Here is a 15,753-nt window from a genome sequence, read left to right on the forward strand (position 1 = left end):
GGTCCGACCCGACGACACCGTACTCACCTCACTGTCTTGCCCCGTCTCGCCGCAGGGCCGTTGCCTTGCGTGCGCATCCGCGCGGGGCGTTCATCCTTGCAGATCTCACGTGGCCTTGATCCCACTCGTGCAAGGACCACGCACTGCCGGAGCGAGCGGCAGCGTCCGATTCCAGTGTGCTCGCACGGCGCCGCTCCTCCGAAGGCGCCGCGGAGCGGCCGCCGCACGCGGACCGGCGAGAGCCCTACGCCGAGGGCGTGGAAGGGGCGTCCGCCGCCCGGCGCGCCGCCTCCTCTGCCTGCTCGCGCAGCGCCTGCACCGCCGCTGCCGGGTCGTCCGTCCCGTAGACGGAAGATCCGGCGACGAAGACGTCCGCCCCGGCCTCGGCGCACTGCTCGATGGTGGAGGCGGAGACCCCGCCGTCCACCTGGAGCCACATCTGCAGTCCGTGCTTGTCCATCAGCCGCCGCGCCCGGCGGATCTTGGGAAGCATGATGTCGAGGAAGGCCTGGCCGCCGAAGCCCGGTTCCACGGTCATGACCAGCAGCATGTCCAGTTCGGGGAGGAGGTCCTCGTACTGCTCCACGGGGGTCGCGGGCTTCAGCGCCATCGAGGCGCGGGCGCCCAGCGCCTTGATCTCGCGTGCGAGCCGGACGGGCGCCGCCGCGGCCTCGGCGTGGAACGTGACGGAGCCGGCCCCCGCCTCCACGTACTGCGGGGCCCAGCGGTCCGGCTCGTCGATCATCAGATGGCAGTCCAGGGGCGTGCTGGTCGCCTTGCTCAGCGCCTCCACGACGGGGGTCCCCAGGGTGAGGTTGGGTACGAAATGGCTGTCCATGACGTCGACATGGAGCCAGTCGGCACCTCGCACCGCCTCGGCCTCGTCGGCGAGTCGGGCGAAGTCGGCGGAGAGGATGCTGGGGTTGATCTGAACCATGGCTCCAGTATCCCGGTACGTACGTTCGTACTGTCCGGCGGGTTCGGCGCCAGGGCCCGCAGCGGGCGCGCCCGGAGGGACGGCCCGCCGCGGGCCCTGGCGCCGCAGGCCGCGGGCGGCCCGTCACAGCCAGCCGGGCACCACGAACAGCACCCACGTCGCGGCCGGTGCCACGGCGCACATGCTCAGCCCCCAGGCCATCAGCCGCTTGAAGACCCGCTCCCGGTCCGCTTCCGGCGCGTTGGCGGTCACCAGGGCTCCGCTGGTGGAGAAGGGCGAGGAGTCGACCACCGACGAGGAGATCGCCAGGGCGATGATCATGCCGACGGCGCCCACGTGACCGTCCTGCAGGAACGGGACGGCAAGCGGGATGAGGGCGCCGAGGATGCCCGTCGTGGAGGCGAACGCCGAGACCACGGCACCGATGAGGCAGATGAGGAGCGCCGCGAGCAGCGGGGCGTTGATGGAGGCGACGCTGTCGCCGAGGTAGTCGATGGTCCCGATGCGCTCCATCATGCTGACGAAGGTCACGATCCCGCAGACGAGCAGCACCGTGGACCAGGCGCAGCGGTCCACAGCGCCCTTCGCGGACGCCGGTGAGACCAGGGTCAGCACGACGCTCACCGTCAGGGCCATCAGGCCGACGTCCAGGTCGAAGAAGAGCGATCCGACGACGAGGGCCACCAGGCCCAGGAGGGTCAGGACGCGCGGCCCGTCGAGGCGCAGGTCCTCCGGGGGGATCTCCTCCGTCGCCGCCGGGCCGGACGGTGCGGGGGCGGCGGTCCGGGTCGCCGTGCCGGTGCCGGCGCCCGCGGAGGTTCCGGTACCTCCGGTGCTCTCCGCCGAATTCCCGCTGCCGTCAGGCGTGTTGCCGCCGGAGACGCCTGCCGGTACGAGCGTGCCGCCTTCCCCTTCCTCGCTGCCTTTCTCCACTCCGGTCTCCGCTCCGTCCTCCGCGCGCCGCCCGATCAGGCCGCGGCCGCCGAAGAGGAAGAACACACCGACGCTGAGGACGACGTTGAAGACGAACGAGCTGACGAAGAGCAGCGTCGGGTTCCCCGCGAGGTCGTTCCTGGAGACCACGCCGTTCGTGATGCTCCCGAAGATGCTGATCGGCGAGAAGCCGCCCGCACTGGCCCCGTTGATGATGAGCAGGCCCATGAGCACCGGGTTGATCCGGTAGCGCACGCAGAATCCCATGCCGATGGGCGCGATGATTCCGACCGCCGCCGGAACGACCGCGCCCGTGGCCGTCAGCACCGCCGTGACCAGGAACATCACCCAGGGAATCAGAGCGATCCTGCCGCCGACCGCTCCCGTCGCCCGGTGCACCAGCCAGTCGACCGTGCCGTTGTTCTTGGCGATGGCGAAGAGGAATGTCACCCCGACGAGCACCACGAACAGATCACCCGGAAAGCCCCCGAATATATCGTCCGCGGATTCACCGACGAATGCGGTGCCGACCACGAATGCGGCGACGATCGCGAGGGCGCCCATATGGACGGAGGAGAATGTGGCGACGGCGAATACCAGCACCAATCCGATGATGGATATGACTTGATCTGACACGAGGCTTCCTCGCCTTCGGTCGAACGGTCACTTCACAGGCGTGCCGGCACCTTTCTGAATGGAGACCAGAGGCACTCGGAAGCTCCGTCCGTCTCGGGCAACTCCGCCTTGTGCGGGCCCAGTCGGGGCCAAGAGTGCATGGCAAGGCAATTCCGCGATACGGAATCCGGTTTTCGCCTTGGGCGAGTATGGGAGGGGGGTGGAGGCGAGTCAAGAGTTCTCGGCAGGATCCCTCAGCGGGCACCGCCTCCCTCGTGCGCGCGTCCCAATGCGGCACTCACACGCTTCGCCGCCTCGTTCACCAGAGCACCGAACTCGGGCAGGACACCGGGCGTCATCCGGGAAGTGGGCACGTTGACGCTGATACTCGCGAAGGGCAGGCCGCTCTCCCCCACCACGGCGCAGGCGACCGCGGAGACGTCGGCGCGCCACTCGCCGCTGTTGGTCGCGTAGCCCCTCGCCCGCGTCTCCTCCAGCTCCTCGCGCAGCTTCTGCGGATCGGTGATCGTCGTTCCGGTGAACGACCGCAGCCCTTCGGCGATGTAGCGCTCGGCGGACTCGGGCGGATCCGCGGCGAGGACCGCCTTGCCGTTGGCGGAGGCGTGCATGGACAGGTTCTGGCCCAGCGGGAGGATGATGCGCACGGGCTGGCTCGTCTCGAGCCGCTCGACCAGCACCACGTTGCCGCCCTCACGGACGGCCAGGTGGATCGTCTCGTCCGTCCTGCGGCGCAGCTCCTCCATCACCGGCAACGCCACGTCCCGCAGGCCCAGTTCACCCGTGGCGTGACGTCCCACGTGCAGCGCCTTGGTGGTCACGAGCCACCGCGTCGGGGTGCCGCCGGCAGGGCGGATCCACCCGGCGCCGTGCAGGGTCACGAGGGTGCGCTGCACCGAACTCTTGGGCAGCTCCAGGGCCCTGGCCAGGTCGGCGACGCCGACCGGCTGCCGGACGGCGACTTCCTCCAGGGCCCTGAGGGCGTTGACGACGTTCTGCATCCATTGACTCGTTCCGAAGGGGAACCCTATGCTCCGCTGTGCCGCGAGACGATACAGCGTGCCGTTAGACGGCACAACCCTTTCGAGGAGTCGGGCCCATGACACCCCGCACCGGTCGTCACTTCCTGCAGATCCCAGGCCCCAGCAACGTCCCGGACCAGGTCCTGCGGGCCATGTCCGCGCCGACCATCGACCACCGCGGTCCGGAGTTCTCCGCGTTGACGCGCCGTCTCCTCGAAGCCGTCAAGCCGGTGTTCGGGACCACGGGACCCGTCGTGATCTACCCGGCTTCCGGAACGGGCGCCTGGGAGGCGGCCCTCGTCAACACGCTCAGCCCGGGCGACCGCGTCCTGTCCTTCGACACGGGCCACTTCGCCACGCTCTGGCGTGACCTCGCCCGGTCCCTCGGCCTGGACGTCGACACCGACCACGTGCCGGGCGACTGGCGGTACGGCGCCGACCCCGACGCGCTGGCCGAGCGGCTCTCCGCCGACACCGACCACGCCGTCAAGGCGGTGTGCGTCGTGCACAACGAGACGTCGACGGGCGTCACCAGCCGCGTCGCCGACATCCGCCGGGCCATGGACGCGGCCGGCCACCCGGCGCTGCTTCTCGTCGACACCGTCTCCTCGCTCGGCTCCCTCGACTACCGCCACGACGAGTGGGGCGTCGACGTCACCGTCTCGGCCTCGCAGAAGGGGCTGATGCTGCCGCCGGGGCTGAGCTTCAACGCCGTCAGCGGCAAAGCACTCCGGGCGGCCGAGCACGCCCGGCTGCCCAAGTCGTACTGGGACTGGGGGCCGGTCCTCGAAGCGAACCGCCGCGGATCCTTCTCCTACACCCCCGCCACCAACCTGCTCTACGGGCTGGAGGAGGCCCTGCGCATGCTGGACGCCGAGGGCCTGCCGGAGGTCTACGCCCGGCACGCCCGGCACGGCGCCGCCACCAGGGCGGCCGTGCGGGGCTGGGGACTCGAGGTCTTCTGCGCGGACGAACGCGAGGCATCCGGCGTGGTCACCGCGGTGCTCATGCCCGAGGGGCACGACGCCGACAAGTTCCGGGGCACTGTGCTGGAACGGTTCGACATGTCCCTCGGGGCCGGCCTCGGCAAGCTCGCCGGCAAGGTCTTCCGCATCGGCCACCTCGGCCACTTCAACGACCTCACGCTCGCCGGCACCCTCGCCGGGGTGCAGATGGGGCTGGAGCTCGCGGGCGTGCCCCTCGAGCAGGACGGACTGAGCGCGGCCCTGGACGTGCTGCGCTCCGGGTGAGCGCCCCGCACCCGCGCCCCGTACCCGCCTACGCCCGCACCGCCCCTCCCCGACCCCATGGAGTCACCGGCACATGACAGCGATCAGCGGCGACGCCCCAGCGACGGAGGCCGTACCGGCACGTGAGGTGGAGTCCAGGCTCCGCCGGGAGTGCGAAGGCGAGGTGCAGTTCGACGACTACACGCGCCACCTGTTCTCCCGCGACGCGAGCATGTACGCGATCAAGCCGCTGGGCGTCCTCTTCCCCAGGCACTCCGGGGACGTACGGGCAGCGGTGGAGATCGCCGGCCAGTACGGCGTTCCGGTCGTACCGCGGGGCGCGGGGACGAGCCTCGCCGGGCAGACCGTCGGCCCCGGACTCGTCCTGGACCTCTCCCGCCACATGAACCGCATCGTCGAGCTGGACCCCGGGGGCCGGACGGCGCTCGTGGAGGCGGGCGTCGTCCAGGACCAGCTCAACCGGGCGGCTGCCCCGCACGGCCTGATGTTCGGGCCCGACACCTCCACCAGCAACCGGGCCACCGTCGGCGGGATGATCGGCAACAACTCCGCGGGCAGCGGCTCGATCCGCTACGGCATGACCATCGACCACGTACGGGAGCTCGACGTCGTGCTCGCGGACGCCCGCGAAGCGCACCTGGCACCCGTGGACGAGGACGAGCGCAAGCGGCGCGCGGGACAACTGACGCTGGAGGGGCGGCTCTACCGCGAACTCCCCCGGATCGCGGCGGAGAACGCGGACGCCATCGCCTCCGGCTTCCCCCAGTTCTGGCGCCGCGCCTGCGGTTACCGCCTCGACCGGCTGCCCCTCCCCGGTCAAGCAGGCTCCCCGGAGCGGCAGTTCGACCTGGCCAAGTTCGTCGTCGGCTCGGAGGGCACCCTCGTGCTGGCCACGCGCGCGCTCGTCGACCTGGTGCCCAAACCCGCCCGTACCGTCATCGCCGTAGGGCACTTCACGTCCGTCGCAGGCGCCATCGAGGCCACCGAGGACGCTCTGGCCTGCGACCCGGCCGCCGTGGAACTCATGGACAGGCAGATCCTCGACCTGGCCCGCGGCAAGATCGAGTACGCCTCGCTCAGCGGCATCCTCGAAGGCGACCCCGAGGCGCTGCTCTTCGTCTCCTTCACCGGCGACGACGACGCGGCGCTGACCGGCGCGCTGGACAGGCTCACCTCCCTCTGGTCGCGCCACGGCCACGGCTACCACACCCTCAAGGCCGTCACCCCCGCGCAGCAGGGCTCGCTGCTGAAGGTCCGCAAGTCCAGCCTCGGGCTGCTGATGGCGGCGGGTGAGGGGACGCGCCGCCCGCTGGCCTTCGTCGAGGACACCGCCGTCGACCCGGTCCATCTCGCCGAGTACACAGGGCGGTTCAAGGAAGTGCTCGACCGGCACGGGCTCTCCGCCGGCTTCTACGGGCACTGCTCGGTCGGATGCCTGCACATCCGTCCGTTCGTCGACGCCGCCGACCCGGGGCAGGTCGCCACGATGCGGGCGGTCGCCGAGGAGATCAAGGACCTGGTGCGGGAGTACGGCGGCGTCAACTCCAGCGAGCACGGCGACGGGCTGGCCCGCAGCGAGTTCAACCGCGAGATCTTCGGCGACGAGCTGTACGAGGCGATGCGCCAGGTCAAGGGCCTCTTCGACCCCCACGGACGCCTCAACCCCGGCAAGATCGTGGACGCCCCCGCCATGACCGACAACCTCCGCGACCCCGCGCTGCCGCCCGCCGGGCCGCTGCGCACCCAGCTGGAGTTCGAGGTCGTCGGCGGGATGCGCGGCGCCGCCGACCGGTGCATGAACATCGGGCTGTGCCGCAAGAGCGAGAGCGGCACCATGTGCCCCTCGTACATGGCCACGCTGAAGGAGGAGGACTCCACCCGCGGACGGGCCAACGCCCTCGTCAAGGCGCTCTCCGAGCCCGATCCGCACAGGGCGCTGGGCGGCGAGCGGCTGCACGAGGTCCTCGACCTGTGCCTGATGTGCAAGGCGTGCAAGAGCGAGTGCCCCCTCGGTGTCGACATGGCGACGCTGAAGGCGGAGGCGCTCTCCCACCGCCACGAGCAGCACGGCATACCCCGAAGGTCGAAGGTCTTCGGCTCCATCCGCCGCCTCAACAGGCTCGGCTCCGCCACCGCTCCCCTGTCCAACCTCCCGGGGCGCATCCGTCCCGTGCGGCTGCTGATGGACCGCCTGCTCGGCATCACCCCGGACCGTCCGCTGCCGCGCTACACGCGCCGGAACCTGGTGCGCTGGTTCCGCGAGCGGCACGCCCCGCCCAGGGGCGCAGCGACGGCGGCCGCCGGTGCGGACCCGTCCGGACCCGGCACGCTCACCTACCTCGCCGACTCCTTCACCACCTACACCGAACCCGGTATCGGGCGTGCGGCCATCGAACTGCTCGAACTCGCGGGCTGGAACGTCTCGTTGGAGACCCGCGGCTGCTGCGGCCGTGCCGCCTTCTCCAAGGGGCTCGTCGAGCAGGCCAAGGACGAGGCACGGCACCTGGCGTCGCTGCTGACCGAGTCGGGGGAGCCGGGCTCCCCCGTCGTGGGCTGCGAGCCGTCGTGCCTGATGACGCTGCGGGACGAACACCGCGCCCTGCTCCCGGACGACCCCGCCGTCCAGGACGTGGCCGGACGGGTGCGGCAGGTCGAGGAGCTGCTCGCCGAGGCCATCGACGACGGGAGGCTGCGCCTGGACGGGACGAGCTGGCCCGCGGGACGCAGAATCCTCTACCACGGCCACTGCCACCAGAAGGCGGAGGTCGGAACGGCCGCCACCGTGGAGCTGCTGAAGCGGATACCGGGCGCGGAGGTCGTCGAACTGGACGCCGGCTGCTGCGGCATGGCCGGCTCGTTCGGCTTCGAGTCCGAGCACTACGGGCTGTCGATGACGGTCGGCGGCGACCGCCTCTTCCCCGCCATCGCCGCCGAGTCCGGCACCACCGTCCTCGCCGCCACCGGAGTCTCCTGCCGCCAGCAGATCTTCCACGGCACTGAGCGCAGCGCCTGGCATCCCGTGGAACTCGTGCGGGAAGCGCTGCTGACCGGTCCCGCCGCGGAAGCCGAAGCCGACGACGAGGGAGCAGCCCGCACGTGACCTCCACCCCCCTCCCGCCCGGGGCGCTCGAAGGCGTACGCGTCGTGGACCTCACCCAGGTCATGGCGGGCCCCTATTGCACGATGCTCCTCGCCGACCTCGGCGCGGACGTGGTGAAGGTCGAGCCCGCCGGCACGGGCGACCAGATCCGGCGGTCCTGGGACGCCCCCCTTCCCGGGCGCGACAGCCCCGCCTTCCACGCGCTGAACCGCAACAAGCGCAGCGTCACCCTCGATCTGCGCTCGGACGACGGGCAGGAAGGCTTCCGCAGGCTCGTCTCCGGTGCCGACGTCGTCGTGGAGAACTTCCGTCCCGGAGTCGCCGACCGCCTCGGCGCCGGCTACGAAGCGGCACGCCGGATCAAGCCGGACGTCGTCTACGCCTCGATCTCCGGCTTCGGCCAGTACGGCCCCTACGCGGACCGGCCCGGCTACGACCTGATCGCGCAGGCCATGGGCGGCTCCCTCAGCGTCACCGGCGAGCCAGGCGGCGCCCCGGTCAAGTGCGGGCTGCCCGTGGGCGATCTGGGAGCGGGGATGCTCTGCGCCATCGGCATACTCGGCGCGTACCACCACCGGTTGCGCACCGGCGAGGGCCAGTACCTGGAGACCTCCCTGTACGAGGCGGTGCTCGCGATGTCGGTGTGGGAGTCGACGGAGTACTTCGCCTCGGGGCGGACTCCCCGGCCCGTCGGCTCGGCCCACCGCATGGCGGCCCCTTACCAGGCGGTGCGCACCGCGGACGGCCACGTCACCATCGCCGCCAACAACCAGCGCCTGTGGCACCGCCTGTGCGACGCCCTCGGCCTGGAGCACCTCGCCGGCGACGAGCGCTTCGCCTCCAACACCGACCGCATGGAGCACCGGGCCGAGCTGATCGCCCTGCTGGAGGGGCGGCTGGCGACGGAGACCACCGAGGAGTGCGTGCGGCTGCTCCTGGACGCGGGCATCCCCGCCGGCCCCATCCTCGACTACGGGCAGATCCTCGGAGGCGACCCGCACGCCGAGGCACGCGGCATGGTCGAGGAGTACGAGCACCCCGTCGAGGGCACGGCGCAGGTCCTCGGCTTCCCGGTCAAGCTGGGCCGCACCCCGGCCCGCGTGCGCCGCCATCCGCCGCTGCTCGGAGAGCACAACGAGGAACTGCTGGGGGACGCATGACCACCGACGTTCAGCCGCCGTCCGTCCGCTGGACGAAGCAGGAGGTCCCCGGGGCCGGCGCCTCCGCGGCGCATCTGACGCTCTCCAACCCGCGTCAGCGCAACGCCCTGACGATGGGCATGTACGACCAACTCGAGCTCGCCTGCGAGGAGATCGACGCCGACCCGGAGATCCGGGTGACCGTGCTGCGCGGTGCCGGAGGCCGCGCCTTCGCCGCCGGCACCGACATCCGGGAGTTCCGGGGGTTCACGTCGGGCGCCGACGGCGTCGCGTACGAGAAGCGCGTGGGGCGGGCCGTCGAACGTCTCGCCGCGGTGCGCATGCCCGTGGTCGGCGCCGTCGAAGGGCCGGCGGTGGGCGCCGGCATCGCCCTGTCCGTCTGCTGCGACCTCGTACTGTGCACGCCTGACGCGGTGTTCGGCGCACCCATCGCCCGCACGCTCGGCAACTGCCTCGCACCGGCAGTCGTCGCGCGCCTCTACGCCTCGCTCGGCAGGGCCCGCACGCTGCGTGCGCTGCTCACAGCCGAACTGATCGGCGCGCAGGAGGCACTGGCGGCCGGCTTCGTCCAGGAGGTCGTGGAACGTGAGGACTTCGACGAGCGCATCGCCGCGACGTGCGCCGGCATCGCCCGCGGAGCGCCCCTCACGCTCGCCGCGCTGAAGGAGGCCGACAGGCGGGTGCTGGCCGCCTCGGCCCCCGGCCCAGCCGACGACCTGTACGAACTCTGCTACGGGAGCCGCGACTTCCGCGAGGGCGTGACCGCGTTCCTCGACAAGCGCACCCCCGACTGGCAGGGGCGCTGAACCGGGGACGCGGTCGTGGAGGGTCTTCGTCAGGCCCTCGTTCCGCTCAGGCAGGGGTACGCCGCAGCAGCGCCATGTACATCGCGTCGGTCCCGTGCAGATGGGGCCACAGCTGCACGTCCGGACCGTCGCCCAAGCCGGGCATCTCCGGCAACAGCGGCCTGACATCGAGCATTTCAGCACCCGTCTCCTTCACCAGGTCCCCGACGACCGCCCGGGTCTCCGCGAGGTGCGGTGAGCAGGTGGCGTAGCAGACGACACCGCCCACGCGCACCGAGTTCAGGGCCTGCCGCAGCAGATCGCGCTGGAGAGGCGCGAAGCCGGCCACGTCCTCGGGGCTGCGGCGCCAGCGCGCCTCGGGGCGCCGGCGCAGCGCACCCAGCCCCGTGCAGGGCACGTCGACCAGGACGCGGTCGAAGGAGCCCGGCCGCCACGCGGGACGCGTCGCGTCTGCGGTGACCACCGCGTACGGGCCCGGGTTGCCGTCCAGGGCGCGGGCGACGAGGCCCGCACGGTGCTGCTGCTTCTCGGCGGCGAGGAGCACGGCGCCGCGCTGCGCGGCGAGAGCCCCGAGCAGCGCGGCCTTGCCCCCCGGCCCGGCGCAGCCGTCCAGCCACCGCTCGGCCCGGCCGCCTCCGTCCCGCTCCTCGCCGGACGCGCCCGCGCCGTCCTCGGCGGGGGGCTCCAGCGGTGCGCCGGCGAGCGCCAGCGCGACGAGCTGGCTCCCCTCGTCCTGCACCCCGGCGCGCCCCTCGCGCACGGCGTCGATCGCACCGGGTTCGCCGCCCTCCGCGAGCCGCACCGCGTAGGGCGACCACCGGCCGGGGACGGCGTCGCCGGTGAGCAGCTCCTCCGTGGTGGCCCGACCAGGACGGGCCACCAGGGTCACCTCCGGCCTGTCGTTGTCCGCGGCCAGCAGGTCCTCCATGCCGTTGCTGCCGCCGCCGAGGGAGTCCCACAGCGCGGAGACCACCCAGCGCGGATGCGCGTGGCGGATCCCCAGGTGCTCCTCCGGGTCCTCGTCGTAGGACGGCGTCACCCTCTCGAGCCAGCCCTCCAGGTCGTCCGCGGCGACCTTCCGGAGCACCGCGTTGACGAACTTCGCGCGTCCGTCCCCCAGCACCACACGGGCCAGTTCGACGGTGGCGCTCACACCCGCGTGGGTGGGGATGCGGGTGTTCAGCAGCTGGTGCACGCCGAGAGAGAGCACGTCGAGCACGGGCGGATCGACCTCGCGCAGCGGACGGTCGACGCACTCGGCAACGATTGCGTCGTAAGTGCCCTGCCAGCGCAGCGTGCCGTAGACCAGCTCGGTGGCCAGAGCCGCGTCCCGGGAGTCGAAGTCGCCCTTCTCGCGGGCCTTCCTCAGCAGCGGAGGCAGAACGAGGTTCGCGTACGCGTCGCGCTCGTCGACGGCTCGCAGCGCCTCGAAGGCGAGGATGCGGACCGGGTCCTTGCGGGGACGGCGGTAGGGCTTCGACGGGCGGCGCGGCCTGTTGCTCACGGGGAAAGGTGCTCCGGATCTGCGATGACGAGGTGCCCGTTCAGCCTACGCCCGGGGCCGGACGCCGCGTCACGGGCGGCAGCACACGAGCAGGGGCCGGCAGCGGGGGCAGAACCGGGCAGGCGGGGGGGGGCAGGGCTCGGGCAGCCGCCTCCCTACACGCCCAGCCGCTCGCCTTCGGACACGCGTACGCCGCGTGCCCAGTCAGCCGCGGGCATCGGCTTCTTGCCCTGCGGCTGCACCCACTGCAGCTGCACCGGATGCGAACCGGTGCCCACCAGAACGGAGTTCTTCCCGGCCACCAGCTCCCCCGGGCCGGGGCCGCCGCCTTCGGACGGCTGTCCGGTCTCGGGAGTCAGGGACCGCACCTTCAGCCGCTCGCCCCGGAAGACCGTCCACGCTCCGGGAGCGGGCGTGCACGCCCGCACGAGCCGGTCGACCCGCAGGGCAGGGGCTTCCCAGTCGATCCGCGCGTCCTCGACGCCGATCTTCGGGGCGAGCGAGACGCCCTCCTCGGGCTGCGGCACGGCGCGGAGGGTGCCGTCCTCGATGCCGTCCATCGTGGCGGCGAGCAGCCCGGCGCCCGCGAACGCGAGCCGGGTCAGCAGGTCGCCGCTGGTGTCGGCGGGCTGCACCTTCTCCGTGATCACGCCGTAGACCGGCCCGGAGTCCAGGCCCTCCTCGATGAGGAACGTGCTCGCGCCCGTCATCTCGTCCCCCGCCAGCAGGGCGTGCTGGACGGGTGCCGCACCGCGCCAGGCAGGCAGCAGGGAGAAGTGCAGATTGACCCAGCCGCGCGCCGGTACGTCCAGGGCGACCCGGGGCAGCAGTGCGCCGTAGGCGACGACGGGAGCGCAGTCGGGTCCGATCTCGCGGAGGCGTGCGAGGAAGTCCTCGTCCCGGGGCCGCGCCGGCTTGAGCACCTCGATGCCCTCCTCCTCGGCCCGTTGCGCCACCGGGCTCGGCACCAGCCGCCGTCCGCGTCCGGCACGGGCGTCGGGCCGCGTCACCACGGCCGCCACCTCGTGCCGCTCCGAGGCGATCAGGGCGTCGAGCGCGGGCACGGCGACCTCGGGGGTGCCGGCGAAGACGAGCTTCATCGGTTGGGGTCCACCTCTCACGGAACGGCGGCGGCACCGCGGAACCCGCGGTCACGGACGACGCGCCAGTCTACGGGCCGCAGTCGGCCGTCCGTTGCGCCACCCGAGGGGGCGTACGTGGCGGCGCGCACACCCGCGCCGCCCGTCGGCACGCCTCCGGGCGTGACCCGAACGCCCACTACCGCGTTGGTCAAACCAGATTGACCGAAACGAGCCGTTCGCGGCTCCCTATCCGCTGCACGACGGTTTCGAGAGGCTTCTTCAATGGCCGACCACGCAACCCACGACGCCCAGGCCAGGGCGAGCCTGCACCTGCTGGTGCGGGACATCGAGCGGGTCCGCCGCCAGGTGGACGCGCTGCGCACCCTCACCGCCCAGCTCGGCAACGTCTACCGCCCGCGACGCTCGGCCCCGTCAGCGGGCTTCGTCGTCTACGGACGGGCGCCCGCACCCACCGTGCGACTGGCACAGGAACTGCGGGACAGCGTGGAGACCCTGGTCACCGCCGCGGTGGACTTCGACAGGTCGCTGGGCTTCTCCTGGGACGCGGTCGGCTCCGCGCTCGGCGTCACCAAGCAGGCTGTGCACCGGCGTTACGGTTCGCGGCGCAACGCCTCCCGCGAACTGGCGGACGGCGGCGGGCAGTCGGACTTCACGTCCGAGACGGCGCCCGCCCTCCCCGCAGCGGCGGGGAACAGCCCGTCAGGTCCGGCCCTGCCGGCGGCCGCCGCACCTGCCACGTCCACCCAGACCGGCACCGTCCAGGGCGCCGCGCTCACCCCACGGCCGCCCGTTCCCGGGCAGCCCTCACGTGACCACAGACCGGGGGCATTCCCCGGCCCTCGCAACGGCTGACTCCTCCTCGGCCGTTGCCCCCACCGCCCGGTGCGCGCCGCACGCACCGGGCGGTGCGACGTCCGGAGCCGGAACGGCTCTCCCGCTCATCACACCGGCCGGCACGAACGGAGTCGCTCCCACCCGGCCCCGCTCCCGACGCACTTGACCGGCGCTGCCCGTCAACTGCCGGTCCGCGCGGGGCAGTCGGCAGCAGCAGCAGGACCGTGCTCGTCAGCCGATGTCGGGCGGATCGACGCGGATCTGAACAGGGCTCCCCTCGCGCCGCGCAAGGCGGGCAGCGTGCGCCGTCTTCAGCGCCGCCGCCATCGCCGCGCCCGACCCCGGCGGCACCCGCACCAGCGCCCTCACCCAGCGCTCCCCCACCGGCGGATCGCCGGGACGCCGGGGCCGCCCGGGTTCGACGACGGGAAGCCCCACAGGCCCCAGCACCTCCGCGTCCGCCGGCAGCCCGGCCTGGCCCAGCAGCTCGGCGACGGCCTCTGCCCGTCCGCTGACGGCGGCCATCCGCGAGACCGGCGGAAACCCCAGCTCCGCCCGCTCCGCCAGCTCCCGCAGCGCGAACCCGGACGGGTCCCAGCGCACGAGCGCCTGCACCGGGCGCAGAGTCGGCTCGGCGACGACGAGGACAGTGCCGTCCTCCCCCTGGGGCCGTACCAGCGCGGAAGCCGACAGCCAGCGGCGCAGCGCCTCCTCCCCCGCCCGCAGATCGGGCCGGCCCAGCAGCGCCCAGCCGTCGAGCAGCAGCGCCGCCGCGTAGCCGGGGCCGTCCGCGGGAGGCTCGGCGCCGGGAGTGGAGACGATGAGGGCGGGCGCGTCCGGCACGCTCTCCAGGACATGATCGCGGCCCGAGGTGCGCACCGGGACGGACGGGAAGGCGCGCCCCAGCTCCTCCGCGGTCCGCCGGGCGCCGAAGACCTGACCGCGCAGCCGCGTCCCGCCGCAGTCGGCGCAGTGCCAGTCCGGCACCTCCAGCGCGCACCAGCCGCACCGGAGACTCCCCCGGTCGTCGGTGGCCTCCAGCGGACCGGAGCACCGGGCGCAGCGCGCGGGCGCCCGGCACTGCGCGCACGCGAGCCGCGGAACGTAGCCGCGCCGCGGCACCTGCACCAGCACAGGTCCCCTGCGCAGGGCGTCGCGGGCCGTGTTCCAGGCGAGCGTCGGCAGCCGGGCGGTGCGGGCCGCCGCATCGCGGGCCTCGTCGAGGTCACCGACCGTACGGACCAGGGGCGCCGCCTCCCGCACGGTCTCGCGGGACGCCGTCAGCGGCCGCGCCCAGCCGGTCTCCACCAACTGCGCCGCCTCGACGGTGCACCCGTGGCCGCCCGCCAGGAAGCCGGCCTGCTCGGTGACGGCGCGCTGAAGCAGCACCTCCCGGGCGTGCGGCTGCGGCGCGTGGTCGTCGCTGTGCGCGGCGTCGCCGTCGTCCCACAGGGCCGCCAGGCCGAGGTCGCGCACCGGAGCGAACATCGCCGCCCGAGTCCCGACCACCGCCCGCACGGTGCCGCGGCTCACCGCCAGCCAGCGCGCATAGCGCTGCTCCGGACCGGACTCGGCGGTCAGCAAGACATGCCGCCCGTCACCGATCAGCTCCGTGAGCGCGGCATCGACCCGTCCCGCCGCACGGCCGTCCGGCAGGACCGCCAGGGCGCCGCGGCCGGAGGCGAGGGCGGCGGCGAGAGCACGGGCCAGCTCCTGCGGCCATTCCGGGCCGGGCAGCGCCGTCCATACGGCGCGGGGGCTGCCGCCCTCGGCGAGGCTCTCCAGGTAGACGGGCCCGTCGACGTACCGCTCCCAGCCGCCGGGCTGAGGCGCGGACGGCGGCGGCTGGGCCTCGGGCGGGACCCGCTTCTCGGCCCTGGCCATCCGCGGCGGCACGGCAAGCTGCACCACGTCGGCGAGCGACCCCGCGTACCGGTCGGCCACCGCCCGGCACAGCCGCAGCAGCTGCGGCGAGAGCACGGGCTCCGGGGAGAGCACCTGCGCGATCGGTGCCAGCGCGCCCGGATAGTCGCTCTGCGCGACGCGTTCGACGATGAACCCGTTGATCAGCCGGCCGCCCTCGCGCCGGCCCTCGCGCTCCCCGGCGCCGAACCGCACCCGCACCCGCACCCCCGGCTGGGCCTCCGCGTCCATGGCGGCGGGAACGGCGTAGTCGAAGTACCGGTCCAGGTGGAGCAGCCCCTTGTCCACCAGGACGCGGGCCACGGGCAGCTCCTCGGCGAGCGCCGCCCCGCGCCACGTCCTCGGCTTCGCCTTCGGCGGCTTGCTCTTCCGCACGGTCTCGCGCAGCAGCGCAAGCTGCTCCGGCGCCTCCCCGGAGGTCCCCCGCTGCTCGTCATCGCTGCTCACAGCTTTCAGTCTTAGCAGACGGGACGGACACCGGCGGGGCCCGTACCTGCCCGGCAGGGACGCCACACCCGCCTCACGGGGAACGTCCTTGCACGCGGCAG

At 73.0% G+C, this 15,753-nt stretch carries 11 protein-coding genes; 5 read left to right on the forward strand and 6 right to left on the reverse strand.

What is annotated here, in order from left to right; translation table 11 throughout:
* Nucleotides 1-244: 244 nt before the first annotated feature.
* From rpe to H181DRAFT_RS01225, 3 genes are all read right to left on the reverse strand, one after another.
* Nucleotides 245-937, reverse strand: coding sequence for a ribulose-phosphate 3-epimerase (gene rpe, locus H181DRAFT_RS01215; RefSeq protein ID WP_045862242.1), 693 nt, complete (start codon nucleotides 935-937; stop codon nucleotides 245-247).
* A gap of 123 nt (nucleotides 938-1,060) precedes the next feature.
* Complete coding sequence (locus tag H181DRAFT_RS01220) at nucleotides 1,061-2,506, reverse strand: SLC13 family permease (RefSeq protein WP_045862243.1); 1,446 nt, start codon at nucleotides 2,504-2,506, stop codon at nucleotides 1,061-1,063.
* A gap of 233 nt (nucleotides 2,507-2,739) precedes the next feature.
* Nucleotides 2,740-3,504 carry an IclR family transcriptional regulator gene (locus H181DRAFT_RS01225; RefSeq protein ID WP_045862244.1) on the reverse strand — a complete coding sequence of 255 codons (765 nt, stop codon included), beginning with the start codon at nucleotides 3,502-3,504 and terminating at the stop codon, nucleotides 2,740-2,742.
* A gap of 98 nt (nucleotides 3,505-3,602) precedes the next feature.
* Between H181DRAFT_RS01225 and H181DRAFT_RS01230 the strand changes: the two genes are divergently transcribed.
* The 4 genes from H181DRAFT_RS01230 to H181DRAFT_RS01245 all read left to right on the forward strand — a co-directional run bounded on the left by H181DRAFT_RS01230 (nucleotide 3,603) and on the right by H181DRAFT_RS01245 (nucleotide 9,841).
* A complete protein-coding gene (locus tag H181DRAFT_RS01230; protein ID WP_045862245.1) occupies nucleotides 3,603-4,775 on the forward strand; it encodes a pyridoxal-phosphate-dependent aminotransferase family protein in 1,173 nt (390 codons plus the stop codon).
* Nucleotides 4,776-4,848: 73 nt separating this feature from the next.
* The gene (locus tag H181DRAFT_RS01235) at nucleotides 4,849-7,875 is read left to right on the forward strand and encodes an FAD-binding and (Fe-S)-binding domain-containing protein (RefSeq protein WP_045862246.1); all 3,027 of its coding nucleotides are present in this window, start codon (nucleotides 4,849-4,851) and stop codon (nucleotides 7,873-7,875) included.
* Nucleotides 7,872-9,035, forward strand: a complete 1,164-nt coding sequence (locus H181DRAFT_RS01240) for a CaiB/BaiF CoA transferase family protein (RefSeq protein ID WP_045862247.1) — start codon at nucleotides 7,872-7,874, stop codon at nucleotides 9,033-9,035. The genes H181DRAFT_RS01235 and H181DRAFT_RS01240 overlap by 4 nt, the downstream gene beginning before the upstream one ends.
* Nucleotides 9,032-9,841, forward strand: coding sequence for an enoyl-CoA hydratase (locus H181DRAFT_RS01245; RefSeq protein ID WP_078895404.1), 810 nt, complete (start codon nucleotides 9,032-9,034; stop codon nucleotides 9,839-9,841). Before H181DRAFT_RS01240 ends, H181DRAFT_RS01245 begins: the two co-directional genes overlap by 4 nt.
* Nucleotides 9,842-9,887: 46 nt before the next feature.
* Here H181DRAFT_RS01245 and H181DRAFT_RS01250 read toward each other — a convergent pair whose 3' ends face one another.
* Together H181DRAFT_RS01250 and fmt are read right to left on the reverse strand one after the other, a co-directional pair.
* Nucleotides 9,888-11,345, reverse strand: coding sequence for an RsmB/NOP family class I SAM-dependent RNA methyltransferase (locus H181DRAFT_RS01250; protein ID WP_045862248.1), 1,458 nt, complete (start codon nucleotides 11,343-11,345; stop codon nucleotides 9,888-9,890).
* A 155-nt stretch (nucleotides 11,346-11,500) separates the two neighbouring features.
* Entirely contained in the window at nucleotides 11,501-12,445 is a 945-nt protein-coding gene (gene fmt, locus H181DRAFT_RS01255; RefSeq protein WP_045862249.1) for a methionyl-tRNA formyltransferase, read from the reverse strand.
* A gap of 264 nt (nucleotides 12,446-12,709) precedes the next feature.
* Here fmt and H181DRAFT_RS01260 point away from each other — a divergent pair, with 264 nt between their 5' ends.
* Nucleotides 12,710-13,300 (forward strand): hypothetical protein, encoded by a 591-nt coding sequence (locus tag H181DRAFT_RS01260; RefSeq protein ID WP_045862250.1) that lies wholly within the window; start codon nucleotides 12,710-12,712, stop codon nucleotides 13,298-13,300.
* A gap of 213 nt (nucleotides 13,301-13,513) precedes the next feature.
* Here the strand turns inward: H181DRAFT_RS01260 and H181DRAFT_RS01265 are convergent, their stop codons facing one another.
* The gene (locus H181DRAFT_RS01265; protein ID WP_045862251.1) at nucleotides 13,514-15,652 is read right to left on the reverse strand and encodes a primosomal protein N'; all 2,139 of its coding nucleotides are present in this window, start codon (nucleotides 15,650-15,652) and stop codon (nucleotides 13,514-13,516) included.
* Nucleotides 15,653-15,753 lie beyond the last annotated feature (101 nt).

The organism is Streptomyces sp. WMMB 714 (assembly GCF_900090125.1).
Lineage (GTDB): Bacteria > Actinomycetota > Actinomycetes > Streptomycetales > Streptomycetaceae > Streptomyces > Streptomyces daqingensis.

Coding starts and splice junctions, on each gene's coding strand:
- H181DRAFT_RS01260 (WP_045862250.1), top strand. CDS start 12,710: ATGGCCGACCACGCAACCCACGACGCCCAGGCCAGGGCGAGCCTGCAC.
- H181DRAFT_RS01225 (WP_045862244.1), bottom strand. CDS start 3,504: ATGCAGAACGTCGTCAACGCCCTCAGGGCCCTGGAGGAAGTCGCCGTC.
- H181DRAFT_RS01245 (WP_078895404.1), top strand. CDS start 9,032: ATGACCACCGACGTTCAGCCGCCGTCCGTCCGCTGGACGAAGCAGGAG.
- H181DRAFT_RS01230 (WP_045862245.1), top strand. CDS start 3,603: ATGACACCCCGCACCGGTCGTCACTTCCTGCAGATCCCAGGCCCCAGC.
- H181DRAFT_RS01235 (WP_045862246.1), top strand. CDS start 4,849: ATGACAGCGATCAGCGGCGACGCCCCAGCGACGGAGGCCGTACCGGCA.
- rpe (WP_045862242.1), bottom strand. CDS start 937: ATGGTTCAGATCAACCCCAGCATCCTCTCCGCCGACTTCGCCCGACTC.
- fmt (WP_045862249.1), bottom strand. CDS start 12,445: ATGAAGCTCGTCTTCGCCGGCACCCCCGAGGTCGCCGTGCCCGCGCTC.